General features: G+C 34.2%; 25 protein-coding genes. 9 read left to right on the top strand and 16 right to left on the bottom strand.

Annotation, left to right across the window (positions count from 1 at the left end; translation table 11 throughout):
- The first annotated feature begins 96 nt into the window (after nucleotides 1-96).
- The 4 genes from OXQ85_RS05660 to OXQ85_RS05645 all read left to right on the top strand — a co-directional run bounded on the left by OXQ85_RS05660 (nucleotide 97) and on the right by OXQ85_RS05645 (nucleotide 2,622).
- Complete coding sequence (locus OXQ85_RS05660) at nucleotides 97-681, top strand: hypothetical protein (RefSeq protein ID WP_267402849.1); 585 nt, start codon at nucleotides 97-99, stop codon at nucleotides 679-681.
- A 57-nt stretch (nucleotides 682-738) separates the two neighbouring features.
- On the top strand, nucleotides 739-1,305 hold the full coding sequence (locus OXQ85_RS05655) for a hypothetical protein (RefSeq protein WP_267402848.1): 567 nt from the start codon (nucleotides 739-741) through the stop codon (nucleotides 1,303-1,305).
- Nucleotide 1,306: 1 nt separating this feature from the next.
- A complete protein-coding gene (locus tag OXQ85_RS05650) occupies nucleotides 1,307-2,071 on the top strand; it encodes a hypothetical protein (RefSeq protein WP_267402847.1) in 765 nt (254 codons plus the stop codon).
- A 170-nt stretch (nucleotides 2,072-2,241) separates the two neighbouring features.
- A complete protein-coding gene (locus OXQ85_RS05645; protein WP_267402846.1) occupies nucleotides 2,242-2,622 on the top strand; it encodes a VOC family protein in 381 nt (126 codons plus the stop codon).
- Between the two features lie 117 nt (nucleotides 2,623-2,739).
- Here the strand turns inward: OXQ85_RS05645 and OXQ85_RS05640 are convergent, their stop codons facing one another.
- Nucleotides 2,740-3,201 carry an Lrp/AsnC family transcriptional regulator gene (locus OXQ85_RS05640; RefSeq protein WP_267403246.1) on the bottom strand — a complete coding sequence of 154 codons (462 nt, stop codon included), beginning with the start codon at nucleotides 3,199-3,201 and terminating at the stop codon, nucleotides 2,740-2,742.
- Between the two features lie 342 nt (nucleotides 3,202-3,543).
- On the opposite strand from OXQ85_RS05640, the gene OXQ85_RS05635 reads away from it, so the two are divergent.
- Both OXQ85_RS05635 and OXQ85_RS05630 read left to right on the top strand, forming a co-directional pair.
- Nucleotides 3,544-3,990: a KTSC domain-containing protein gene (locus OXQ85_RS05635; protein ID WP_267402845.1), complete on the top strand. Its 447-nt coding sequence runs from the start codon at nucleotides 3,544-3,546 to the stop codon at nucleotides 3,988-3,990.
- Nucleotides 3,991-4,158: 168 nt separating this feature from the next.
- On the top strand, nucleotides 4,159-4,728 hold the full coding sequence (locus tag OXQ85_RS05630) for a helix-turn-helix transcriptional regulator (protein ID WP_267402844.1): 570 nt from the start codon (nucleotides 4,159-4,161) through the stop codon (nucleotides 4,726-4,728).
- A gap of 302 nt (nucleotides 4,729-5,030) precedes the next feature.
- On the opposite strand, the gene OXQ85_RS05625 is transcribed toward OXQ85_RS05630, so the two are convergent.
- From OXQ85_RS05625 to recQ, 10 genes are all read right to left on the bottom strand, one after another.
- Nucleotides 5,031-8,219 carry an efflux RND transporter permease subunit gene (locus tag OXQ85_RS05625; protein WP_267402843.1) on the bottom strand — a complete coding sequence of 1,063 codons (3,189 nt, stop codon included), beginning with the start codon at nucleotides 8,217-8,219 and terminating at the stop codon, nucleotides 5,031-5,033.
- 6 nt (nucleotides 8,220-8,225) lie between these two features.
- Nucleotides 8,226-9,287 (bottom strand): efflux RND transporter periplasmic adaptor subunit, encoded by a 1,062-nt coding sequence (locus OXQ85_RS05620; RefSeq protein WP_267402842.1) that lies wholly within the window; start codon nucleotides 9,285-9,287, stop codon nucleotides 8,226-8,228.
- A 9-nt stretch (nucleotides 9,288-9,296) separates the two neighbouring features.
- Nucleotides 9,297-10,649 carry a TolC family protein gene (locus tag OXQ85_RS05615; RefSeq protein WP_267402841.1) on the bottom strand — a complete coding sequence of 451 codons (1,353 nt, stop codon included), beginning with the start codon at nucleotides 10,647-10,649 and terminating at the stop codon, nucleotides 9,297-9,299.
- A gap of 95 nt (nucleotides 10,650-10,744) precedes the next feature.
- Nucleotides 10,745-11,338: a TetR/AcrR family transcriptional regulator gene (locus OXQ85_RS05610; RefSeq protein WP_267402840.1), complete on the bottom strand. Its 594-nt coding sequence runs from the start codon at nucleotides 11,336-11,338 to the stop codon at nucleotides 10,745-10,747.
- 178 nt (nucleotides 11,339-11,516) lie between these two features.
- A complete protein-coding gene (locus tag OXQ85_RS05605) occupies nucleotides 11,517-12,341 on the bottom strand; it encodes a S1-like domain-containing RNA-binding protein (protein ID WP_267402839.1) in 825 nt (274 codons plus the stop codon).
- A 214-nt stretch (nucleotides 12,342-12,555) separates the two neighbouring features.
- Nucleotides 12,556-13,959: a dihydrolipoyl dehydrogenase gene (lpdA, locus tag OXQ85_RS05600; protein ID WP_267402838.1), complete on the bottom strand. Its 1,404-nt coding sequence runs from the start codon at nucleotides 13,957-13,959 to the stop codon at nucleotides 12,556-12,558.
- Nucleotides 13,960-14,051: 92 nt separating this feature from the next.
- On the bottom strand, nucleotides 14,052-14,609 hold the full coding sequence (locus OXQ85_RS05595; RefSeq protein WP_267402837.1) for a zinc-ribbon domain containing protein: 558 nt from the start codon (nucleotides 14,607-14,609) through the stop codon (nucleotides 14,052-14,054).
- 36 nt (nucleotides 14,610-14,645) lie between these two features.
- Nucleotides 14,646-14,996 (bottom strand): hypothetical protein, encoded by a 351-nt coding sequence (locus OXQ85_RS05590; protein WP_267402836.1) that lies wholly within the window; start codon nucleotides 14,994-14,996, stop codon nucleotides 14,646-14,648.
- A 63-nt stretch (nucleotides 14,997-15,059) separates the two neighbouring features.
- Nucleotides 15,060-16,142 (bottom strand): glycosyltransferase, encoded by a 1,083-nt coding sequence (locus OXQ85_RS05585; protein ID WP_267402835.1) that lies wholly within the window; start codon nucleotides 16,140-16,142, stop codon nucleotides 15,060-15,062.
- Between the two features lie 283 nt (nucleotides 16,143-16,425).
- Complete coding sequence (recQ, locus tag OXQ85_RS05580) at nucleotides 16,426-18,630, bottom strand: DNA helicase RecQ (RefSeq protein ID WP_267402834.1); 2,205 nt, start codon at nucleotides 18,628-18,630, stop codon at nucleotides 16,426-16,428.
- 157 nt (nucleotides 18,631-18,787) lie between these two features.
- Here recQ and OXQ85_RS05575 point away from each other — a divergent pair, with 157 nt between their 5' ends.
- Nucleotides 18,788-19,747, top strand: a complete 960-nt coding sequence (locus tag OXQ85_RS05575) for a KpsF/GutQ family sugar-phosphate isomerase (protein ID WP_267402833.1) — start codon at nucleotides 18,788-18,790, stop codon at nucleotides 19,745-19,747.
- Between the two features lie 213 nt (nucleotides 19,748-19,960).
- The gene (gene tatC / locus OXQ85_RS05570) at nucleotides 19,961-20,788 is read left to right on the top strand and encodes a twin-arginine translocase subunit TatC (protein WP_267402832.1); all 828 of its coding nucleotides are present in this window, start codon (nucleotides 19,961-19,963) and stop codon (nucleotides 20,786-20,788) included.
- Nucleotides 20,789-21,007: 219 nt separating this feature from the next.
- On the opposite strand, the gene OXQ85_RS05565 is transcribed toward tatC, so the two are convergent.
- From OXQ85_RS05565 to OXQ85_RS05545, 5 genes are all read right to left on the bottom strand, one after another.
- Entirely contained in the window at nucleotides 21,008-21,208 is a 201-nt protein-coding gene (locus OXQ85_RS05565; RefSeq protein WP_267402831.1) for a DUF2945 domain-containing protein, read from the bottom strand.
- 121 nt (nucleotides 21,209-21,329) lie between these two features.
- Nucleotides 21,330-21,908: a hypothetical protein gene (locus tag OXQ85_RS05560; RefSeq protein WP_267402830.1), complete on the bottom strand. Its 579-nt coding sequence runs from the start codon at nucleotides 21,906-21,908 to the stop codon at nucleotides 21,330-21,332.
- A gap of 214 nt (nucleotides 21,909-22,122) precedes the next feature.
- Nucleotides 22,123-22,593, bottom strand: coding sequence for a nucleoside deaminase (locus OXQ85_RS05555; RefSeq protein ID WP_267402829.1), 471 nt, complete (start codon nucleotides 22,591-22,593; stop codon nucleotides 22,123-22,125).
- 38 nt (nucleotides 22,594-22,631) lie between these two features.
- Entirely contained in the window at nucleotides 22,632-23,519 is an 888-nt protein-coding gene (locus OXQ85_RS05550; protein WP_267402828.1) for a helix-turn-helix transcriptional regulator, read from the bottom strand.
- Nucleotides 23,520-23,604: 85 nt separating this feature from the next.
- Entirely contained in the window at nucleotides 23,605-23,970 is a 366-nt protein-coding gene (locus OXQ85_RS05545) for a DsrE family protein (protein ID WP_267402827.1), read from the bottom strand.
- A gap of 48 nt (nucleotides 23,971-24,018) precedes the next feature.
- On the opposite strand from OXQ85_RS05545, the gene OXQ85_RS05540 reads away from it, so the two are divergent.
- A partial coding sequence (locus OXQ85_RS05540) for a hypothetical protein (RefSeq protein WP_267402826.1) occupies nucleotides 24,019-24,213 on the top strand: 195 nt, incomplete at its 3' end.

Here is a 24,213-nt window from a genome sequence, read left to right as displayed (position 1 = left end):
TCATTTTTCATTAGTTTTGTTAAAAACCATCTATTTATCAGGAATTGGCAAGTGCTTTGCTGGAAAATGAAAAGTAAATCATCAAACAAAAATCTCATGAAATTATTATATACGTTCGGTCTTTCTTTATTGTTATCAGCCAGTGTTTTTGGGCAAAAAACGGAAAAATTAGGTCCGAAGGAAAAGGCCATGATTGAGCAGTATAAAAATGAGTATAAGAAAAAAAATTATAAAAAATTTGAAGGGAAAATCTCCCTCACAGACAGCCATGCGCAATTTGATGATAAAGTTTTTTACTACAATAAATCTGATAAATTTACCACAGAATTATTAAAAGAGGGTTTGTTGTATCCTCAGTTGATAACAGATTATCAAATGCAGAAATTTTTGGATGAAACTACGGATAAAACTCAGAAAAGATTTCTTAAACTGCAAAAAGATCCGCGTGCCGGTTTTGATGTGAATAATGTAAGCATAAGCAATACAACAGAATTTCCCTCTGAAAATTCAAATCCGAAAACAAAGATTTTCAAATTTCTTTATAAGGACAGCAAGTTGGGAAATAATTCAATTCTTTATTTAATTGAACTAACCAATAAATCTGCAACAAAAGATACTTCGTTGGAAGACTTTATTAAAGGGGCGAGTTTGACGTATTTGCAACAACAAAGACTGGATTAATCTTGTAGAAATATTTTTTTATGAAATTGTAAAAATTTCTTTATAAAACTAGCATCCATGGAAAGTATTTTTACACTCAGAGCCTTAATTTCGATAAGTTTTTTATTATTCTGTTTGCCATTTTTGAGAACGTGTTCCAACGCATCGATACAGAGACAAAACCCTGTTCCAGAAGAAATTTTTTCTAAAAATGCAGGTTCTGTGGATTCAACACTTTTACAAAAAGCGCTAGATGAGAGAAATAAAAATATTCAACAGTACGAAGAAAATTACACTTTCAGTTTTTATAAATTATTAGACAAAACGTTTATAAATAATAGTAAGGAATTAGATTCTTCTGTATTTTCTGATTCTACATTTTATCCTTTACTCTGTCTATTACTTGTATTTGTCTCAACCGTTTTCATGTTAATTTTAGCATTTTTCAAACGAATTAATTTCGTTAAAACATTAGGAATAATTAATATTTCACTTTTAATAATTTGTTTGATCGTTTTTTATGCAATAGATACAATTGATAGTTTTAGCCAGATTAAAATTGGATTTTATTTAGTATTTATTAATTTCTGTTTGATTATAATGATATCTAATAAAATTCAAAAACTAACACAATCAACGTTATAAAATGTATAATCCGACCAGACGAAATAAAAATATAGGAACAGAAGACCAAGGTTTTGGTCAAAATAATAAATTCAAGATTTCAACGCCTTACGGAACATTAAAATCGTTCTACGAAAGAATTGAAAAATATCAGACTGAAATTAAAGTAATCAACGATCATAAGTTTTTATTTATTATTGAAGAAACTCGAGAAAATTGTTTTCATTCCTGTTCTGTAGAAGATTTAACAAAGATAATTCAACATATCCCTAAAGACGATTATGGTGATTTAAGATTTATTATTCTCCGCCAGCCTAAGAGAAAAGAAGAAATAATTTCTCCCGTTTGGGGAAGATTAATTTATAGTTTTGATTTTGAAAACGAATATTTTCCTGCAATAATTTTAGATTCTATTGATTTGAATAAAAAATTAATTTGGTCTAAAAAACAAACTATTGAAGATCAAAAAGAATTTGCCCGGTTAAAAGAAGATGGACATATTTTTACTGAAAATAAGCGAGAATTTATTTCTGAATTAAAATTAGAACCTTCAAGAAATACTCAATTATACAGAACGTTGCTACATGAATTTGGACATTATGTTCATTATTTAGAAGTTGTGATAAGGCCAGGAAACGAAGATGAAGATTATGAAGAGAAAGAAGCTAGAGATAATCATTACATAAACCTTCCAAAGGTAGAGAAAGAAAAATTTGCCCATCAATATGCCGATCGAATAAAAAAGATTTTGATTAAAGATAAAATCATTCCTTTTGAAAAATTATAATTAGCCCTATTGTCATTTCGACGCAGGAGAAATCTATAATTTAAAATTCTTCACGCCGTTCCGCTATATTCTGAATGGCACATTATATAAACCGATCAGTATCATCGAAAAAAAAAAATGTTTTACATAATGAAAACTTCTTCCTAAATTTGATTAGCAAATAAAAAATTATGGAAATTCAAAACATTGACCATCTTGTTTTAACCGTAGCGGATATCGACAAAACAATAGACTTTTATACTCAAATTCTGGGTTTTGAAGTCGTAATTTTTGGAGATAACCGAAAAGCGCTGACTTTCGGAAATCAGAAAATCAATCTTCATCAAAAAGGAAAAGAATTTGAACCCAAAGCTGAATATCCTACATCAGGTTCAGCCGATTTATGCTTTATTGCTACAACAGATATTCATGAGGTTTTGAAAGAATTGCAAGATAAAAATATAGAAATTATCGAAGGAATTGTTGACAGAACCGGAGCTTTAGGAAAAATAAAATCTGTGTATTTCCGAGATCCGGATTTAAATTTGATTGAGGTGAGTAATTATTATTGATGTAAAGCAATCTCTTGATAGAAAACACTTAGTTTGTCGTACTTAAAGCATCTTAGCACAGTATTAGAAAAATTCGAATCTAGATGCTTTCAGCATGACAAAACTAGCGGTAATATACTAAATGCTCACCCCATGGGTATTTTTCACTTCCGCCATTACAAAAGTACTGTGTGTACTTCCGATAGAATCTACAGAACCTAACTTATTGAACACAAAATCCTGATAATGTTTCATATCTCTTACCTGAACTTTCAGTAAGAAATCAAAATCACCGGAGATATTATAACATTCTGCCACTTCATCGATTTGCAGAATATCTTTCACAAACTGGTTTCCCACAGAACGATCGTGAATTTTCAGCTTTACCTGACAAAAAATGGTAAATCCACGATTCAGTTTTTCTGCTTCCAAAACAGCAGCATAATGCTTGATATACCCCTCCTGTTCTAGTCTTTTCACTCGTTCGAAAACAGGAGAAGCAGATAGATTGACCTCTTTTGCGAGTTCTTTTACGGTCAGTTTTGCATTTTTTTGAAGGATTCTTAGCAGTTGCAAGTCCTTTTCATCCAGCTTTTCCACAGAATAATATTCTTTTTTGATTATGTTTTTCAAAATTAAAGAATAATTTGCTTTTAGAAATAACTGCAATAAAATGTTTTACCAAATATTAGCCAGAAAACCTATTAATATACTTTATGAACTCATGATGTGGAAGCTTCGAGGGAATCGATACACTATTTTACTTGGCTTGGATGGCTCAGCAAGTATTGGAAACGCACAAGAAAGTTTTAAAATATTTGAGGAAGATGATAATTAACTTTAAGTTTCATGAAATAAATCAAAACAAATTAACACTCAAAAACTTACAATATCCCAAAATAAAACCTTAATTTTGCACCCCGAAAATAAGGGTTAGAATATATGAAAAAAATAGGCGATTACAGAAAGCTTCTTGAAGTAGATAAAAACGTTACGTTGAAGGAATTAAAAACAATTTACAGAAATGTGATGAAAGATACGCATCCTGATAAATTTATCAATGATGAAGCAGGACAGCAGGAAGCAGAAGAAAAAAGTAAGACGGTGATTGAAGCCTATCATTTTTTGGTAAGCATTAATCCGGAAACGCAGGAAAAATACAAAGAAGAATATACGGAAACGATTACCAAATCCAATATTCAGGATTTTTATCTGGAGAAATCGGTTCTTACGGTTCAGCACTTGAATGGAAATATGTACGAATACATCGGGGTTCCGAAAAATACGTATATTAAAATGGTAAATGCAGATTCTCCGAGCCGTTTTGCAAGAAGACATATCTATGGAAGTTTTGTTTACAGAAAGTCCGGAGAGGCAATGGCAGACTAATTTTTCATCTATAAAAATATTGAAAGCTTTCGGGAATTCCGGAAGCTTTTTTATTGAAAATACTTCTTGACATTTCATAAAACAGCCTGACAAAGCAAATGTCGTACATTTGTCGCATCAATTTTCATCATTACTATTTATAAAAAACTACATTTGAAAAAAAAATCTATGAACTCAATTGGCGAAATTATCATCGCATCCCGAAAGAATAAAAACCTGACTCAGGAGCAACTTGCTGATCTTTCAAAAGTAAATCTGAGAACCATTCAAAGGATTGAAAACAACGAAAATATGCCACGAGAAAATACACTGAAATTAATTTGCGATACGTTGGAAATTTCGATTCCGAAAGCTGAATCATCATCAGTCGAAAAGCCTTTAAATTTTATTGAAATAGGTTTTAAATATTTCTCTTTAATCATTATCAATCTTGCGTTAATGGCAATTATTGGTTGGATGACCTTGGATTCTGAAGCTAATTTAAATTCCCGATTTGCAGGATTATTATTGAGTTTTCTTCTTCCTATTTGTATTGTATTTTTCACTTTAAAAACAAGCAGAACCCAAAGACTTTTAAAATTTGGAAGTGGCTTTTTAGTTTACATCGTATTGGCAATTGTTACGGTAGGATTTCCGACGGCTTTTGTAACGGGTTTATTGCCTTGTTTATCGATTTGTTTGTTAACTTTATTTTATGGGGATTCTTTATTATTCAAGAAAATTGCCGCTGGCGAATAGTATGTCACTTTAGATATAATTAAAAGCTTTCAGAGATTCTGGAAGCTTTTTTTATTGTTGTGGAAGCGCTTCGAGAGCCTCAGCGTGACAGTGCTAATACTAACTGTTTTATAACCCAAAGAATAAAAGTTTGTCGCAGCTCGAATCTTTTCTTACTGCTTTCTAATACTATGTTTAGATCCTTACAGGATGACAAATTGTATGGATATTTTTTGAGATTGTTTCTTCGCTTTGCTTATCGCAATAACGAAAAAAACCGCATCATTGCTGATACGGTTTTTGGTTAATTAAAGGTTGTTATATTAGTCTACGTGTTTCGGAGTAAATCCGTCTTCACTTAGTTCTCTATGATCGTAATCAGCCTTCATTTCAGCTTCATAATCTATTTTTTCATCTTTACCCATTCTCCTTAAAATTGAATCGAATAAAGAGTAAACTACCGGTACGATAATCAAGGTAAGGAATAATGACGATGTTAAACCACCGATGATTACCCAAGCCAATCCGTTGTTCATCTCGGCTCCTGCACCTTTTGCAATCGCAATCGGGATCATACCGAATATCATCGCAATCGTGGTCATCAGGATCGGACGAAGACGCGCGTGGTTTGCCTGAATCAAAGCATCATGTGTTGTTGCTCCCGCTGCTTTTCTCATATTAGCAAAATCGACAATCATAATCGCGTTTTTCGCTACCAAACCGATCAACATGATCATCCCCAGCATCGTAAAGATGTTCAGTGAATTTCCGGTGATGGCCAAAATAACCATTACCCCGATCAATGCCAACGGAATGGAGAATAATACCACAAACGGATAAACAAACGAGTCGTATAATGAAACCATTACCAAATAAACCAATACGATAGCCGCTAATAAAGCGATTCCTAACGTACCGAAACCTTCGGTTTGGTTTTCCATATCACCACTCCAGATATAGCTTACACCTGCAGGTTTTGTTTTTTCGTTATCCATGAACTTTGCTGCCCATTCGCTTGCTACGTCTCCTACCGGACGACCTACCACTTTAGATTTTACTTTTACCGAAGGTGCTTTATCTCTACGCTCAAGCAAACTTGGTCCTGAACCCATTTTTACGTCAGCAAACTGGCTCAATCTTACCTGCTCTCCTTTAGTATTCGTAAACATCAGGTTTCTTACATCATCAATAGATTGTCTGTTGGCATCTCCAAAACGGATGTTGATATCATATTCATACTCTCCTGCTCTGAACTTCCCGTCTGTATTTCCACTGAATGCAGTCTGCATCGTTTGTCCAACACTTGAAAGGTTTAAACCTAATGCTGCCATCTTATCTCTGTCGATATTCACCTGAACTTCCGGGTTTCCAGAATCGGTTGATAACTCAGCATCTACAGATCCAGGAACTTTTTTAAGCAATTCAAGAATTCTGTTCGCTTCTTTATTTGCCGTTTCGTTATCTTGAGCCGTTACCACCATTTCGATTGGTGCATTATCTGCTCCCATTAATCCGATTGGTGCGGTTTTAAACTCAACTCCGGTGAATTTCTCTTCTAAAGCTCTCTTGATTTTAGCAGATTTAATATCTGTACTTTCGTTACGTTCAGATTTATCAACCAAAATTACCTGAATTTCTGATTGATACAACGTTGCCTGTGCCCCACCAAAACCTGATGACTGCTGACCAACCGTTGTAATCATATCTACTACATCTTTATCGTTTCTAAGGTATTTTTCAACTGCCAGTGTTACCTGATTCGTTTTTTCTACCGAAGCATCTTTTGGTAATTCCATCTGAACAAGGAACTGACCTCTATCCATTTTAGGGAAGAATTCACCTCCGATAAATCCGAATGCCACCAACATAAATGAAGAGATCAAAATGATGAAAGTAATCACTACCGTCATGATTCTTCTTAATGTTGTTTTCAAAGCCCATTCTAAGATTCCTGTAATCCAGTGTGTAAATTTCTCCAATTGCTTTTCAAACCAAAGAATAAATCTTTCGAAAACATTTTTACCTGAAAGGTGTACCAATTTACCATATCTTGAAGATAACCAAGGAATGATGGTAAATGAAGCTAATAACGACAACATTGTCGCAATAACCACGGTTACACAGAACTGTGCCAGGATATCAGATACCAAACCTGAACTCATCGCAATAGGTAAGAATACCACCACAATTACCAACGTAATAGCTGTTACCGTAAACCCGATTTCTGAAGCTCCGTCGTATGCTGCACGAATTCTGCTTTTCCCCATCTCCATGTGACGGTATACGTTTTCCAATACTACGATCGCGTCATCCACAAGAATACCTACTACCAATGAAAGTCCAAGTAAACTCATTAAGTTTAGGGTATATCCCATCAGATACATTCCGATTACTGTTGCAATCAAAGACATCGGGATCGAAACCATTACGATAAATGCGTTTCTGATGTTGTGAAGGAATAATAACATTACCACTGCCACCAAAATAATCGCTAAGAATAAATCGAAGATTACGTGGTCTGCTGCTTCAAGCGTAAAATCTGTTGTATCATCTACAATATTGATTTTAATCGCCTGTGTTTTATAATTATTCTGAACATCAGCAATCGTTTTCTGAACTAATTCTGAAACCGCTACCGCATTGGCATCAGACTGTTTTTTTACCTGAAGTAAAATCGTTGCATTCTGATTGTATCTTGCAATTTTTTCAACATCTTTCTGAGAGTCAAAAACCGTTGCTACGTCTGACAAACGAACCTGCGCACCGTTTTTATCGGAAACCACAAGATTGTTCATTTCAGCAACACTTTTGTATTTTCCTGAAAGTCTGATCGTAGATCTTGAAGTTCTCGTTTTCAAAGCTCCCGTCGGGAAATCTAAGTTGGAAGAAAGAATTGCCTGTTGCACGTCTCCAATTGAAAGACCGTACCCCTGCAATTTCTTTTCATCTAAATTTACCTGAATTTCTCTCTCCTGTCCACCCACAAGATCAACCTGAGCCACACCGTTTACACGGGAAAATACAGGCTCAATTTTCTTATCTAAAAGATCGTAAAGCTCTTTATTATTTAGTTTATCACTGGAAATACTCAACGTCATGATCGGTAAATCATCCAATGAGAATTTCTGTAGTGATGGCGGATCTGCATCGTCCGGAAGGTCTGCCAAAATAGCGTTTACCTTTCTCTGAGCATCATTCAATGCATAGTTTACATCGGCACCTGTATTCAACTGAACCATGATAACCGATAAACTTTCGTAAGATGAAGATTCTACTTTTTTTACGTTTTCCAAAGATCCCACGGCATCCTCGATCTTTCGGGTTACCGATGTTTCTACCTCAGAAGGCGAAGCACCCGGATATACTGTAGAAATGGTTACCATATTGGTTTCAAACTTCGGAATCAACTCGTACCCCATCATGGAGTAACTTAATAAACCACCCAGCGTAAGTATCGTAAATAATACGATAACCAAGGACGGTCTTTTAATGGATATTTCTGCTAACTTCATCTTCTCTTACTTTACGATATTGATTTTTGAACCGTTATCAAGGTTAATCTGTCCGCTGGTAATTACCTGTTCGCCACCGTTCAGTCCGCTTAAGATCTGAACTTTATCACCGTAAACTTTTCCGGTCTGAACTTTAATTAATTTAGCTGTTCCGTTGCTTACCACAAATAATTGTCCTGAGCTTACTCCGTTTACGAAAGCTTCCGCAGGAACTGTCAGCATATTTTGAGTTTCAGCACCATTGTTGGTTTTGAAAGTCGCGGTTGCATACATACCTGCTTTTAGATTTCCTCTGTTCTGAACCTCAACTTCAACCGGGAAATTCAAAGAAGCATCACTTTTAGGAGCAATAAATGTAATTCTTCCTGTGAAAGAATCGTCTGGTAAAACATTTACATTAATAGCCACTTCCTGACCTAATGCAATTTTTCCGATCTGGCTTTCATCCACCAAAACTGAAAGTTTTAATGAATTGATATTTACGATTTCGAAAAGTGCAGTTCCCGGAGCAACCACCATTCCCGGTTCCACCATTTTTTTGTTGATCGTTCCGCTGATTCCCGCTCTGATGCTTGCATCATTTACTCTTACTCCCTGAGCTTTTACAGCTGCCTGAGCATTTTTCAGCTGTAATCTTGAATTATCAACCTGTTGCTTAGTAACACCTCCCGTTTTGAAGGCATTTTCGTAACGTTGATTATCGATAATTGCATTTTGTAAGTTGTTCTGAGCCTGAGTAACGTCTACTTCAATCGCATCTTTTTTAATCGTTGCTAAAACCTGACCAGCCCCTACTTTTGAACCTTCTTTCACCAAAACGCTTACTACGCGTCCTGAAATTTCAGAAGACTGATTAGATTCCTGTTTCGGGATAAAAGTTCCGTTGGCTGAGTAATCGGTATTGATGTTTTCTCTTGCTACTGTGATTACGTTCACATTGATTTTGTCTACCTGCTTGGCAACTTCTCTTACTTCCGTCTCCTGCTTCTCTTTGTTACCTGCAATCTTGTACGCTGCTAAACCAATAAGTACAGCCGCTACGATGATATATATTAAAGTTTTTTTCATTATAGTTTATTATGGGTTTTGTAAAGTATTTAGCTCTCCTTTCGCTTTAATTAATTTTATTTCAGCTTGCTTATAATCCAATAAAGCATTGGCATAATTCTGTTTAGCCTGAGTTTGTGCATTTTCAGCATCCAAAACTTCCGTTAATGTTGCTAAGCCGTATTGATAGTTAGATTGCGTATTTTTTTGAACTCTTTCTGCCAAATCTACATTATCTTTCATGCTTTCGATATTGATTAATGCATTTTCCATATTGGTAATAGCATTTTTATAATCTAAACTTAAGCTTAGCTGTGTATTTTCAATATCAACATCAAGATCCTGAATGTCGATTTCAGCCTCATTGATCTTTGCTTTTGTAGCACCTCCCGTGAAAATCGGGATATTTACATTTAAACCAATCGCTGAATAATCACTCCAAAGTACTCCGTTTTGAAGACCGTTCGTTAAAGGAAACTTTGCTCCCGTTGCACCCCAACCATAATTGGCAACCAAACTCACCGTTGGATACAGATAAGCTTCCGTTGCTTTTTTATTGAATACTAAAAGTTCTCTGTTTTTATTTAAAACTTTGATCTCTGTACGATCATCAAGATTTACATTGCTTGCGATCAATTCAGGTTTAGGCTCGATGGTTTTTTCTTCCAATTCAATATCTGTAGAAATCGGAACTCCCATATAAAACTTCAAAGCATTTTTCGAAAGCTGAACAGAATTAATTAAAGTCTGTCTGTTTGAGCCTATATTCGTTAGCTGAACATTCGTTCTGTCTAAATCAATAGCTTTTGCCAAACCGTTGTCTACCAAACTTTTGATTACATTTCTTGTTTTTTCTGTATTGGCATAGCTCGCCTCCACCGTTTTCAGGTTTTCTTCCTGAACAAACACCTGATAATAAGCTGTTGCTACATTTTCAATGATCTGTTCATTGGTTAACTGAGCGTTTAGCACATAAAATTCTCTTGTAGATTTCGCTGCCTTAAGCCCTGTGAATACTCTTTGGTCAAAAATTGCCTGCTGAAGCTGAACGGAAGCAGTTGAACTCCACGGCTGCCCTAACTGAGCTCTGATTTTCTCTCCACCAAATTCAAGCAATGACTCCTGAATAATGGGATTGTAAGTAAGACCAGCTGTAGCAGTAACTTGTGGTAAAGCTCCGGCTTTTGCTTCATCAATTTTATATTCGGCTTTTTTTACCTGTAAAGCAGCTTTTTTAGCTTCTGCTTTATTTTGAAGTGCCTGTTTTATCGCTTCCTGTAAAGAAACCTGCTGTTGAGCAGACACTGATGAAAAACCGAAAATCATAAATGCTGCAGCTACCCCAATTTTTAGCTTTTTTGCAGTTATACGTTTTCTTTTCATAATCTTATACTTCGTTTATTTTTTTAATTTCTTTGTCTTCTCTATTTTTTAATTCTAAAGGACGAATCATTTCTTAAATTACTTTAACAGTTTTGTTAATTTTTAAATAAAATATTCAGAATGATGTCTTTTCTTGCCGCAATGATCTGGTCGAATTTCTTCTCACTAATCATTAAATTTTCCATTAATAATGGTCTTATTGCACTTGGGAACACCAATAAAGAAACCATATTAAGCACAAATTGAATAGGTTCCATCGTTTCGATATTTCCTAAAGCCATTTCTTTTTTGATGTCTTTGTACAGCTTTTTAAGCTCATCTTCTTCGATGTCTTTTTTATGACAGTTTCCTTTATTGATTTGTGAAACAATATAAGTTTCTAAGTATGGATATTTAAGGCTGGTCGATAAACTATGCTCAATAAACTGCCCCATTTTCTCTTTAAAAGGAAGATCTGAGTTTTGAATAACTTTAGATTTATCCTGTTCTACCTTTTGCGCTTCATCAAAAATGATCTGAATAAGATTGTCTCTGGAACGAAAATAATAATTGATCAACGTTCTGTTTACTCCCGCTGCATCTGCAATTTCTTGCGTTGTAGCATCAAATTTCCCTTTCACAAAGAATAAATTCTTTGCTGTCTCTTTGATTAATTCCTGTGTTTGGTCTTTTTTTGCTTGATTTGACATTTTTGTTAAACAAATTTGTGCAAATTTAAATCAATTTTATTTTTTGACAAAATTGTTAAACAAAATAATTAAACAAAATTGTATGATATACATCAGTTATGTACGTTCAATTTCAATTCATTGCATAAAAAAAGCGGGTAGAAAATAAATTCCTACCCGCTTTTTATATAATATTTTTTTATAATAATTTGATTTTATCGTCTGAAATATCAATAATTTTATCCTTATAAAGCCCTCCAATTGCCTTCTTAAAATTCTTCTTACTCATCTGGATCTCATCTTTAATTTCCTCAGGAGAAGATTTGTCTGAAAGATAAAGCAAACCGTAATTTTCTTCTAATTTGTCTAAAATTTTCTTTTTAAACTCATCAATATTTTCAAAACCTTGTGGCTGCAGAGAAACATCAATCTTTCCATCCTCACGGATTTCTTTAATGTAACCGCTTTCTTCAGACAAAGGATATAGTTTCTTGAAAACATCAGAAGTATAGATCAAGCCGATGTATTTTTTGTTGATTACGACGTTCCAGCCCAATTCACTTTCATTCATCATAATCAAACCTACCTTATCCCCTTTTTGGAAAGGAAGATCCTGGTATTGAGGATTTCTTTTGAATTTGGTAGTTCCCGTAATTAATTCCAATTCATCATCTACATACAAATGAACCAGATATCTTTTACCTTCAACAATTTTAGATTTCTGTTGCTTGTAAGGAATAAATAAATCTTTTATAATTCCCCAATCCATAAAAGCACCACTAGGAAGGCTTTGAACACAGCTCATCACGGCAAATTCACCAACTTCAGCCAATGGAATTTCCGTGGTAGCTTTTAGTTTATTATCATCCTGATACACAAAAACATCCACCTCTTCGTCGATTTCTTTTTCATCCTGAATGAAGATTTTTGGCAAAAAGGCTTTTTCACCGGATTCGTCTGTTAAAATCCATCCTGAGCTGATTTTTTCTGAAATTTTTAAAGTTTGAGTTTTTCCGAGTAACATGTATGATAAAATTAGTCTGCAAAGGTAAGGAAAATAATGGCAAGTTTTTGTGAGGGAATTTTAGAGTCGGAGAGTTCTAGAGTTCTAGAGTTGGAGAGTGAGAGTATTTGAGGGTTTTTAGAGTAATTAGTTTGAACATAAAAAAGGCTGTCATAATATTGTTGACAGCCTTAATTTTTAAATATTTAAAATGATTAAATCTTTTAATCAAATATTACATATGAATCGGTCTCTTAGCTGTAGCATCCAATGCAGCTTCTTTAATAGCTTCTGCATACGTCGGGTGAGCGTGAGAACTTCTTGCAATATCTTCAGCACTTGCACGGAATTCCATAGCAATTACCCCTTCAGCGATCAAATCGGCAGCTCTTGCTCCTACGATGTGCATCCCCAAAACTTCGTCAGTTTTTTCGTCTGCGATAATTTTCACCAAACCATCAACATCACCACTTGCACGGCTTCTTCCTAATGCTCTCATTGGGAAAGATCCTACTTTGTAAGCAACACCTTCTTCCTTCAATTGCTCTTCAGTTTTACCAACTCCGGCAACTTCAGGCCAAGTGTAAACAACACCAGGAATTAAGTTATAATTAACGTGAGGTTTTTGTCCAGCCAATGTTTCAGCAACGAAAACTCCTTCTTCTTCAGCTTTGTGAGCCAACATTGCTCCTTTGATAACGTCACCGATTGCGTAGATATTAGCAACGTTCGTTTGAAGGTGATCGTTAGTTTTTACTCTTCCTCTTTCGTCAAGCTCAACACCTGCTTTCTCCAATCCAAGTCCGTCTGTGTAAGGCTTTCTACCTACAGAAACTAAACAGTAATCTCCTTCTACAACTACCTCTTCTCCTTTTTTATCTTTAGCTGTAATTTTTACAGTATCTCCATTTCTTTCAACCGCAGAAACCGCTGTAGAAAGCATGAACTTCATTCCTTGTTTTTTAAGAACTTTAGTTAATTCTTTACTTAAAGCTCCATCCATTCCAGGGATGATTTTATCCATAAACTCAACCACAGTTACCTGAGCGCCTAATCTTAAATAAACAGAACCAAGCTCAAGACCGATAACTCCACCACCGATAACTACCAAATGCTTAGGAATTTCCTTAAGATTTAAAGCTTCCGTAGAAGTAATCACTCTTTCTTTATCTAAAGTAATGAAAGGTAAAGAAGTTGGTTTAGAACCCGTTGCAATGATTGTATATTTAGAATCGATCGTTTCAGTAGAACCGTCGTTTTTCGTTACTTTGATCTGAGTAGCAGATTCGAAGCTCCCAACACCTTCAAAAACAGTAATTTTGTTTTTGTTCATCAGATAGCTGATTCCGTCTGTATTTTGTTTGATTACCTCGTTTTTACGCTCGATCATTCTTGCGATATCTGCCTGAGGCTCGTTGATAATGATTCCGTGACCTGCAAAATTGTGTTTTGCGTTCTCAAAATGCTCAGAGCTGTCTAAAAGCGCTTTTGACGGAATACATCCCACGTTAAGACAAGTTCCTCCTAAAGTTGGATATTTTTCAATAATAGCTACTGTGAAACCTAATTGTGCAGCACGAATTGCAGCAACATAACCACCAGGACCAGAACCGATTACGGTAACATCGAATTGACTCATGTTATTATATGAATTTGTTTATTATTATCTATCTTAATTCTTACAAATTTAACGATTAATTACCACGTGAGAAAGTGAGATTTGTCTTAAATTTAGTTTATACGTTTTTGAATAACTTTTTTGTAAAAATTAAATTTATCTTTTATATTCCATTCATCGTAAATCTGAACAATTTGAGAAAGTTCATCAATCGTTAGATCTTTTTGATCTTTTTGTAAAAGTTGCGAAAGTATTTTATTCTGTATTTTTAATTTTCTTATTTCTTTTCGACATTTAAGACAATGCAATGGAATTGACTTTATATGAAACTTTAATTGTTCATACCAAAGTTTCTTTTCATCTTTAGTAAAAGTAAATTCATTTTTGCATTTTTCACATCTTAAATTCGTGTCGTAATATGATAAATAGGGAGTATAAAAATTAGTTTGCTGTAAAGAGTTGGGTATTAAAGCTCTTCGATCATTTATACACGTGTCACATGCCCATTTAAAATCAGAGCCAATCAGCAATTCAAACAAATCATACTTGTGATCAGAGTTTTTTACAAAATCTCTATTTTTTAAAATTGATAAAGAAATTGAAATATCCAATCTATCTTTAAGAAGACCACAGCATTTACATTTGACATAATCGCTTTTTTTATCTTTCATTATTGTGATTTGTTCTTATTGGAATAATTTTAATTTTTAAAAATCCAAATTCAATTTTCCCTGACCAAATTCCACAGTATTTTCAAAATAAGAACCCCCAAAAACATACCATTCAAGGCTTTCCAGAAATTCAACTGCATTTTCGGGAGTAATTTGTGGACGGTCTTTTTTCGAAACAATTCCTTTATACCATTTTTCGGTTTCCGGTAAATTTTCGGATTTAATAGAATAATGAATCCAAATTCTTTGGCATAATTTACACTGCTGAATGCTTACTTCTGCATTTCTTCCATGGGTATGATCTGTTCCCAACTCAGAAGTTCTGTATTCCGTATAATTTGAAGTAGGTTTTTCACACGCGCAGGCTAATTTCTGAACTTTATTCATTGATGAAATCTTGATTTTAAATAAAATTAACAGCCGCAAATGTACGGAAAGTATCCATAAATACTATTTGGTCATGAGATCGATTAAGACCTGTTCATATTTATCTAAAATAATATTCTTTGAAAATCTGGATCTTATAGAATTTTTTATCGCATCTTTATCGTGATCTCTGTGAAGAATCTGAAGTATTTTTCTGGAAAAATCCTCATGATTTTCAATATCTGCAATTTCGCCATTCGTATTATCTTGAATAATTTCGTTGATTCCACCAGGACAGTTATTTGCTAAAGAATAGGTTCCGCAAGCTCCGGCTTCCAATAAAACATTGGGAAAACCTTCATATCTTGAGGAAAGAATAAACAAATCGGCATACTTCAGAAATTGATACGGATTTTCCTGTCGACCATGAAAAATAACCTGTTTTAATCCCAAAAAATCTTTCATCTGATGAAGAATTTCTCGGTCGTGACCATCACCTAAAATGTGAAGAATAATATTTTCATTTTTTAATCTTGAAAATACTTTCAGCAAATTATCAAACCCTTTTCTGGCAGATAAATTACCAATGGCCACCACATTTTTATAATTATATTTAAAACTTTCAGGCTTTGTGGAAACTGCCAGTTTAGCATCAATAAAATCAAAATCTACAGGATTATTGATCTTCACAATTTTCCCTTGCTTGATATTAAAATTATCGATCAGATCTTTCCGCATATCATCGCTTTGCGCAATGATTCTCTGATAGTTATTATAAAAATTATAGAAAAATTTAATTTCTTTACGTGTCACATGTTGTGTCACCACATTGGTTTCTCTTGCAATAAATTTCGTTCTCGGAAAAAGCTTGATAAACAAAGACAAATAAGCATTCACTTCCCCAAAACCTGAAAATACAATATCCGGTTTTCTTCTGTAAATTTCCCTTAAAATTGGTCTTAAAGAATGACGAATCCTTTCGGTATTAATATCAATAATATCCACATCATCCTTTAAAAAATTCAGATAACCGCCCTGCTTACGTAAAAGCATAATCTTAGGCTCAAATCGATCTCTGGAAAGATGATTCGCAATAGTGGTAACGATCCTTTCTGCGCCTCCGGTTTCAAGGTCCGGCAGAATAAATATGACAGAAATCTTTTTCATCAGTGTAAAATTAGTAAAAAGTTTTGGGAACTATCAATCCCAACCCGTAATTAATGATTTTTAACTTAAAATTAAATAACCTTCAAAATTTTCTATAATCCAATTTGTCATTCCGTAGGAATCTAAACATAGTATTAGAAAAAATAAAATGTGAAAATTCAAGCTTAGATTCCTACGGAATGACAAGCTAAACGTTAAAGTGTCTTACTTATTTCAAATAAAAAAGAAATTCTTCCTAGGAAGAATTTCTTTTAATATTATTTCATTATCGTTTAACATCATTTTAGTTCGCGACGTCGCTAATGAATTTTATCCTCAACATTCGTACTTCTTCATCAGATAATTCATCGCCAAATTCATCCAATAAAACTTTCATGCTGTCGCTTTCAGATTCATTCATAAATTCCATGAAACCGTCTACAATATCTTCATCAAAATTATCTTCGATATAATAATCAATATTTAATTTTGTACCCTGATAAACAATACGTTCCATCTCCTTCAACAATTCATCCATCGAAAGATTTTTCGCTCTTGCAATGTCTTCAAGATCAATCTTTTTGTCGGTACTTTGAATGATGAAAACTTTATGGCTCGATTTATTTGCCACCTGTTTCAACACCATATCCTGAGTACGTTCAATATTATTTTCTTCTACATATTGACTGATAAAATCTGCGAATTCTTTACCGTATTTTTTGGCTTTTCCTTCTCCAACACCATAAATTTTCGCAATTTCTTCAACAGAAATCGGATACTGAACCGTCATATCTTCCAAACTCGGATCCATAAAAACCGTGTACGGCGGAATCCCGTATTTTTTGGCAACTTTCTTTCTTAATTCTTTTAATAAAGCGAATAAATTTTGATCTAATCCACCTGCAGATTGCTGCTGAATCTGGTCGCTTTCTGCCTTACTTTGTGTTAAATCAAATTCTCGATCTTCAGCAATCAGGAAAGAATGTTCAAGTTTGCCTTCCAGAACCAATCTTCCTTTTTCGGTAATCTTTAAAACACCATACGTTTCAATATCCTTTTGAAGGAAATTCTGAACCGTTGCCTGTCTTAAAATCGTTTTCCAGTGATTGTCTTTTTCTTCTTTTCCAAATCCGAAATACGAAGCCTGCTCCAATTTATATGATTTTGTCACCGCATTTTCTTTTCCTGCAATAACAGAAATCAGATCTTTTGATTTAAATTTTTCACCTGTATCGCGAATTAGCTCTAAAGCTTTCTTCAAATCATCCGTTGCATCCTTTAATTTTGGAGGATTCGATGAATTATCACACATTTTGGCGCCGTCACCATGAATTGGATCGAAGTTTTCACCAAAATAATACAATATATATTGTCTTCTGCTCATTGAAGTTTCGGCGTAACCTACTACTTCATTCAACAACTGTAATCCGATTTCTCTCTCGGAAACAGGTTTTTGAGCTAAGAATTTTTCTAATTTTTCAATGTCTTTAGGATCATAGAATGCCAAACAGTGGCCTTCACCACCATCTCGACCTGCACGACCGGTTTCCTGATAATAACTCTCCAACGATTTTGGGAAATCATAATGAATAACAAAACGGACATCCGGTTTATCAATTCCCATTCCGAATGCGATGGTTGCTACAATCACATCCACCTCTTCCATCAAGAATTTATCCTGATTCGCTACTCTTACTTTTTGATCTAGACCAGCGTGGTAAGGTAATGCATTTACCCCGTTTACCTGTAAAAGTTGAGCAAATTCTTCAACCTTTCTTCGGCTTAAACAATAAACAATTCCTGATTTTCCTTTATGCTGATTGATAAATTTCACAATTTCACGATCTACATTTACTTTTGGCTGTACCTCGTAATATAGATTCGGTCTATTAAAACTTTCCTTGAAAACCAAAGCATTAATCATTCCTAAAGTTTTCTGAATATCATCCTGAACCTTAGGCGTTGCCGTTGCCGTTAATGCAATCACAGGAACATCTGCAATTTTATCGATAATGGATTTTAAATTCCTATACTCAGGTCTGAAATCGTGTCCCCATTCTGAAATACAGTGCGCCTCGTCAATAGCAAAGAAGGAAATTTTCACTTCTTTTAAAAACTCTAAATAATCTTCTTTAATTAATGATTCAGGAGCTACATATAAGAGTTTTGTTCTGCCACTTTTAATATCATCAAAAACCTGTTTGGTCTGAGTTTTGTTCAATGAAGAATTCAAAACATGGGCTACCCCATCCTCTGATGAAAGACCGTTTACAGCGTCTACCTGGTTCTTCATCAACGCAATTAAAGGTGAAACCACAATTGCCGTGCCCTCAGAAATAAGTGCCGGAAGCTGATAACATAAAGATTTACCACCTCCGGTCGGCATTAAGACAAATATATCCTTCCCTTCCAACAGGTTTTCTATAATTTGCTCTTGTTGACCTTTAAATGTAGAAAACCCGAAATATTTTTTCAATTCGCCTGATAAATTGGCTTTTTTTGCACCCATCTAATTTTCTATTGCTAAATTTGCATGTATCCCAAAGTTATAAAAATTTTGCTTAAAATAAAAGCGAACGAATTTATAAAAAATAAAATTTATATTAAATATTCTTTTTAAAATATAACGGTTATAAAGAATTTTATTGTATACCTATAAAAGTAAAATGGAAAAAGCGAACATCATTTCAATCGCGAAAACGACTTTAGAAATAGAGATTTCGGAACTTGAAAAACTTAAAAACAGGCTTGATGATGATTTTGTAAAAGCTGTGGAAACCATTCATTCGGCAAAAGGAAAACTGATTGTCGTAGGAATCGGAAAATCGGCTCACGTTGGAAATAAAATCGTTGCCACGCTGAATTCTACAGGAACACCTTCTCAATTCCTGCATGCTTCGGAGGCAATTCATGGAGATTTGGGCGTGATTCAGAAGCAGGATGTTGTTTTATGCATTTCTCTTTCGGGAAATTCGCCTGAAATTGTAAACCTCCTTCCCTATTTAAAAGATTATTCTTCATCATTAATAGGAATGACAGGAAATAAATCAAGCAAGCTCGCTGAATATTCTGATATTATTCTGGATACGCATGTTGATAAAGAAGCTTGCCCAAACAAGTTGGCTCCTACAAGTTCCACAACCTTACAAATGGCACTTGGTGATGCTTTAGCCATTTCTTTAATGGAACTGAATGATTTTAAAGCTAATGATTTCGCGAAATTTCATCCTGGCGGAAGTTTAGGCAAAAATTTAATCTCAAAAGTTGATGATTTCCTTTCTTCGCAAAAGCCTCAGGTGACAGAAAATGATACGGTAAAAGATGTTATTATATCGATAAGCAGCTCAAGACACGGAATTACGGTGGTTACAGAAAACGATAATATTATTGGTGTTATTACTGATGGAGATTTAAGAAGAATGTTGTTGAAAGGCGACGATATTGCTCAGGTTTTGGCGAAAGATATTATGTCTGCCAATCCAAAAACGGTAGAAAGAACCGCTTTAGCCAAAGAAGCCATGAAAATTTTAAAGGACAATAATATTGGGCAACTGATTGTTACTGAAAACGGAAAGTATTTCGGAATCATCGATTTGCATAAGTTGTTGGATGAAGGAATAAATTAAGCTGGAAAATTGTAAAGACATTCAAATGCTTCGACTTCGCTCAGCATGACAACACTACAAATTGACTGTTAAATAAAGCGGTTGGTACAAGAATTATCATATTGAAGCGGTGGAAGCATCTTAAATTAAAATTAAACTTCCATCTTCCCACGACCAACTTCCTGCTTTACTGAAACTTTTTTCATAAATTTGAACCCTTAAAAATTTTATTCTGTGAGTGAAGGTAAAGACATGTCCTTTCTTGGGCATATTGGAGAACTAAGAGGTCACCTCATCCGCTCGATTCTTGCGATTGTAGTCGCTGCATTCATTGTCGGCTTTAATATCAACTGGATTATGGATCACATCTTTTTTGGTCCTACGAGAAATGATTTTCCGACTTTTGAATTGGTCAACCACTTTTCAAAAATGGTATTGGGCGAAGAAAGTATTCACCTTCCGAAAGATTTTCCGGTGCGTGCGAGTAAATTATACCAACAATTTAATGTGATGATGGCTGTTTCCATCTTCGGTGGAATGGTTGCAGCATTTCCTTATATTGTTTGGGAGCTATGGAGATTTATCAGTCCGGCATTACATCCGAAAGAAAGAAAAAATTCAATCTTTATCATCAATGCAGTTTGGATGTTGTTCATGATCGGGGTTTTATGCGGATATTTTTTAATTCTTCCTTTTGCAGTTAATTTCGGAGTTATCTTTAAAATTTCCGATATTATCGTTCCGTTATATGATTTGAGCGATTATACGACGTTATTTTTACAGGTCGTTTTAGGAATGGGAGTAATTTTCCTTTTCCCTGTCTTGATTTATTTCCTTACATCGATAGGAATTTTAACGCCTATGTTCATGAGAACGTACCGTCGCCACGCGATTGTTTTAATTATGGTTGTTGCTGCAATTATTACTCCGGCAGACGTTTTAAGCATGTTGATGGCAGCATTCCCATTATTATTGCTGTACGAATTCAGTATTTTGATGTGTGGCTACACTTACAAAAAAGTACAGAAAGCCAACGGAAATTTACCTACCGTTCAGAAATAATTAAAAGCAAAAACTTTTTAAATATAGTCCCGAGGATTTTTCTTCGGGATTTTTTTATTTTCAAATATTTAGAACCAGTTTAAAATTTTATATAAAGCTTTCTTTGTCATTCTAAATGAAATTTTGTGTAGCATTAAAAAATGAAGAACCTTTTAAAATTCAGATAATTGACATTTTTCGATTCCACTCCGTTTCGCTTAAAATGACACTCTGCAAAATTTATCTCTTTTTCAATGCTGAAGCTTTATGAACGGCTGTTTTTCCCGTCTTTTCGCTCATAACTTCATACTGAGGATTTTCCTCTGATGCTCGGCGTTGACGATTCATAAAAACGAAATCTTTGGTATGAATTTTAATGATGATTCCGTAGGTTTCACCATTGCTGAACCGCCATTTTACGCTGTCTCCTTTTTTTAACATGATAAATTATGTTTTGGGTATAGTAAATTCAAATCAAAAAAAGAGCCGTTTAACATTAAAATTTAGATCAAAAAAAATCCCGCTTAAAAAGCAGGATTCTATATATTATTTTGTTGTTTAATTATTGCGCCAATTGGTTGAAAGGTGTAAGCTTATTCCCTTCTGCCATCGACTGATCCATAAATTCTACTTTTTGAGGACCTTTCATTCTTCCTGCAGCATCGTTTGCATTGAAGTAAGCTTCCGATAATTTAGTAGAAATTTCAGTAGGTTTAAAATCAAACTTCGTATCGCCTTCAACTCCTAAATATCCGTTCTTTTTTGTAAGGTTTGTAATATAATTGTTGTAATTGATCATTGTACCTCTAAACATATCATTATGATATTGCATACATTTTTTTGCCTTCTTCGAAGAGTTGTTCAGAATACAGTTTTTCATATTATTTCTGTACAAAAACCACTCAGATTCCATAATTCCATATTCTTTACCTAAGGCAAATTTTCCGTTGGTAACAATATTATTGTCACCTTCTTTAGATGCAATTGTCTGCAAATGCTGAATAACAAGCGGAACCGTTTTTTCTATTTTAGATTTCGTTTCTCCCAAAATGCTCAAATCTGCTGCCGGAGACTTCTTCTGAGCCGTAGTAACGTTAAAAATTAGTAGTAATAGTACAATCAATAAATTATATCTTTTCATGAGAAATTTTTAAAGCACTAAAATAAATATATTTTCTCAGTTTAAACAAATAGATTTTAATTTTATTTAATAAAAATTAACAATTCTCTAACATTAATTGTTCATTGTTGTAAAAATGATGATTTCAAAGTCGTGATTTGTGTAATTTTTGTTTGAATAGATTGTTACTGAATAAAAATCTTCAGCTTTACATAAAAAGAGAATATTTTAAAATTTATTTATTTTGAGTAGCAAGATATTGTTGAAATTGATCATTCAGCATTTCACATTCCTGCTGAAGAATTCCTGATTCTATCTCTGGTTTTTTGCCCCATTTCGGAATAGTTTCCGTTTCCAGAATTTTGAATTCAGAAGTTTGTCCGCCAACAAGCGGAACAGAAGTACCGAATACTATTTTTTTAATTTGATAATGCCTGATGAAATAAGAACACATAATACAAGGTTCATGAGTTGAGAAAAGTATGGCTTGGTTTAAAATGTCTCTGTAACCATTTGCCAAAGCATCTTTTACCGCTAAAATTTCTGCATGTTGTGTAATATCTCCTGAAGATTTGCCAGATTCAATACCTTTTCCGATAATTTTATCTTCAAAAACCAATAAAGAACCAACGGGCGGATTTCCGTTTTCTAATGCCTGTTTGCCCAATTCAATACACTTAATCATATAATTATTGTAGTCGTTCATTGTTAATGTTTTACAGATAATAAAGAAAATAGGTTATATTAATTATTGGCATTTCCTCTGTTAAAACCAATCGTGTTCCTATAAATTTGAGGTGAAATATCGGTCTTGTTTTTAAAAAGCCTGCTGAAATAATATTCGTCATCATATCCCAGTTCATAGGCGATCTCTTTAATAGTCTTAGCTGTAAGGTACAATTCCCTTTTTGCTTCAATAATAATCCGTTCGGTAATCAGGTCAGAAAGGGTTTTATTAAAATGATTCTTCGTAATTCTTGCCAGCGAAGCCGGAGTTTGATTCAAAAGATCGGCATAATCACTCGCCGAATGTTTTATCCTGAAATTATCTTCAATAGCATTTTTAAGATTCTGAATAATAAACTGTTGCTTGATATTCTTTGTCTGCGAATCCTGAAGCGATTGTTGTTCAAGCTTTATCCTCGTTGCCGTTACGAGCAAAATTTTCAGATAAGAAACCAACACTTCATCTTTTCGGAAACCGTCGGCTTTTAATTCATTTGCAATTCCGTTGATGAGATTCAAAATAGAACTTTTACTGAATTCATTCAGGCAAATAAAAGGTTGCTGGTAAACATTATTAAACAAAATACCGTTTGATGCAATTTCCTTATGATGGCGATAAATACAGAAAAAATCATGGTGAAACTGTATAGAAATTCCCATAATTGGTTTTTTAGAACACAGCATAAATGGCTGATAAGGATAAAACGCAAACATCGTATTTTCCTGAAACTGAAAATCACAAAGATCAACGGTTGCAGTTCCTTCACCGGAAGTAATTAATATTAAAGTGAAATAATTATTACGCTGAATATGATCAAAATAGCTATTGTTATCAAACTCAAACAGTTTGAAGGCAAGATTTCCATTTTGCTGATTGATAAGCGTATATACAGATTGTGACAACATGATGTCTGCAATTTAATTAATATTTTTAAACTGTTCTTCATTAAAACTGCCCTCCTAAAAGTCAGGAGAGCAGTTGAGAGCTTTGTTAGAAAATCAAAATATCAAAACCTTCATTTCGAAGGTTGAGTAAGCTTGGTAATCCCGGAGTTCCAGGTACTTCATTTTCGTTCAAAAGATCGTAGCCCGAAACCTCTGTTCCGAAAACCGCTACACAACCTTTTGAAAGACCCTGAACGTGATTTCTTACCTCGCTGTAAAGCCTATTAATAGGATGGTCTGCCTTTTCAAGTTGCTCTGGCCATCTGATTCCCGCTCCCTGAAAAATGATTTTCACCTCTTCTCCCGCATGCTTAAACTCGTAAGCTGATGCCAACGCGTTGAACACTCTTCCCATTGCTTCTTCTGAACCCGATTTTGGATCAGAAAGGATAATAATTGCTGTTTTTTTCATAAAATTTTATTTACACTGCAAAGATGTGGCAATAGCAGCAGCCAAAGAATGGATGATTTTTACTTTGTCATGGAGATTCTTTTAATCCTCAAACTCTCCAATTCTCAAACTCTCCAACCTAATAAGGAGCTTTTTCCCGCTATCCATTTTATCTTTTTTGTTACGGCTCCGCTTCGCTCCGCCGCAACAAAAAAGGATGCCATTTCTATGGTAAGTTTGCAAATAGAAAAAAATAGATATAGA

It is taken from the genome of Chryseobacterium sp. GM_Chr_2, assembly GCF_026540445.1.
GTDB lineage: Bacteria > Bacteroidota > Bacteroidia > Flavobacteriales > Weeksellaceae > Chryseobacterium.
The sequence above is the reverse complement of the archived record's forward strand: the minus strand, read 5'-3'. Positions and strand labels throughout refer to the sequence as shown.

Coding starts and splice junctions, on each gene's coding strand:
- recQ (WP_267402834.1), bottom strand. CDS start 18,630: ATGGGTGCAAAAAAAGCCAATTTATCAGGCGAATTGAAAAAATATTTC.
- OXQ85_RS05595 (WP_267402837.1), bottom strand. CDS start 14,609: ATGAAAGATAAAAAAAGCGATTATGTCAAATGTAAATGCTGTGGTCTT.
- OXQ85_RS05555 (WP_267402829.1), bottom strand. CDS start 22,593: ATGAACGACTACAATAATTATATGATTAAGTGTATTGAATTGGGCAAA.
- OXQ85_RS05660 (WP_267402849.1), top strand. CDS start 97: ATGAAATTATTATATACGTTCGGTCTTTCTTTATTGTTATCAGCCAGT.
- OXQ85_RS05635 (WP_267402845.1), top strand. CDS start 3,544: ATGAAAAAAATAGGCGATTACAGAAAGCTTCTTGAAGTAGATAAAAAC.
- OXQ85_RS05550 (WP_267402828.1), bottom strand. CDS start 23,519: ATGTTGTCACAATCTGTATATACGCTTATCAATCAGCAAAATGGAAAT.
- OXQ85_RS05620 (WP_267402842.1), bottom strand. CDS start 9,287: ATGAAAAAAACTTTAATATATATCATCGTAGCGGCTGTACTTATTGGT.
- OXQ85_RS05645 (WP_267402846.1), top strand. CDS start 2,242: ATGGAAATTCAAAACATTGACCATCTTGTTTTAACCGTAGCGGATATC.
- OXQ85_RS05655 (WP_267402848.1), top strand. CDS start 739: ATGGAAAGTATTTTTACACTCAGAGCCTTAATTTCGATAAGTTTTTTA.
- OXQ85_RS05605 (WP_267402839.1), bottom strand. CDS start 12,341: ATGTTACTCGGAAAAACTCAAACTTTAAAAATTTCAGAAAAAATCAGC.
- OXQ85_RS05610 (WP_267402840.1), bottom strand. CDS start 11,338: ATGTCAAATCAAGCAAAAAAAGACCAAACACAGGAATTAATCAAAGAG.
- OXQ85_RS05575 (WP_267402833.1), top strand. CDS start 18,788: ATGGAAAAAGCGAACATCATTTCAATCGCGAAAACGACTTTAGAAATA.
- OXQ85_RS05615 (WP_267402841.1), bottom strand. CDS start 10,649: ATGAAAAGAAAACGTATAACTGCAAAAAAGCTAAAAATTGGGGTAGCT.
- OXQ85_RS05590 (WP_267402836.1), bottom strand. CDS start 14,996: ATGAATAAAGTTCAGAAATTAGCCTGCGCGTGTGAAAAACCTACTTCA.
- OXQ85_RS05625 (WP_267402843.1), bottom strand. CDS start 8,219: ATGAAGTTAGCAGAAATATCCATTAAAAGACCGTCCTTGGTTATCGTA.
- OXQ85_RS05630 (WP_267402844.1), top strand. CDS start 4,159: ATGAACTCAATTGGCGAAATTATCATCGCATCCCGAAAGAATAAAAAC.
- OXQ85_RS05585 (WP_267402835.1), bottom strand. CDS start 16,142: ATGAAAAAGATTTCTGTCATATTTATTCTGCCGGACCTTGAAACCGGA.
- OXQ85_RS05565 (WP_267402831.1), bottom strand. CDS start 21,208: ATGTTAAAAAAAGGAGACAGCGTAAAATGGCGGTTCAGCAATGGTGAA.
- OXQ85_RS05545 (WP_267402827.1), bottom strand. CDS start 23,970: ATGAAAAAAACAGCAATTATTATCCTTTCTGATCCAAAATCGGGTTCA.
- lpdA (WP_267402838.1), bottom strand. CDS start 13,959: ATGAGTCAATTCGATGTTACCGTAATCGGTTCTGGTCCTGGTGGTTAT.
- OXQ85_RS05560 (WP_267402830.1), bottom strand. CDS start 21,908: ATGAAAAGATATAATTTATTGATTGTACTATTACTACTAATTTTTAAC.
- OXQ85_RS05650 (WP_267402847.1), top strand. CDS start 1,307: ATGTATAATCCGACCAGACGAAATAAAAATATAGGAACAGAAGACCAA.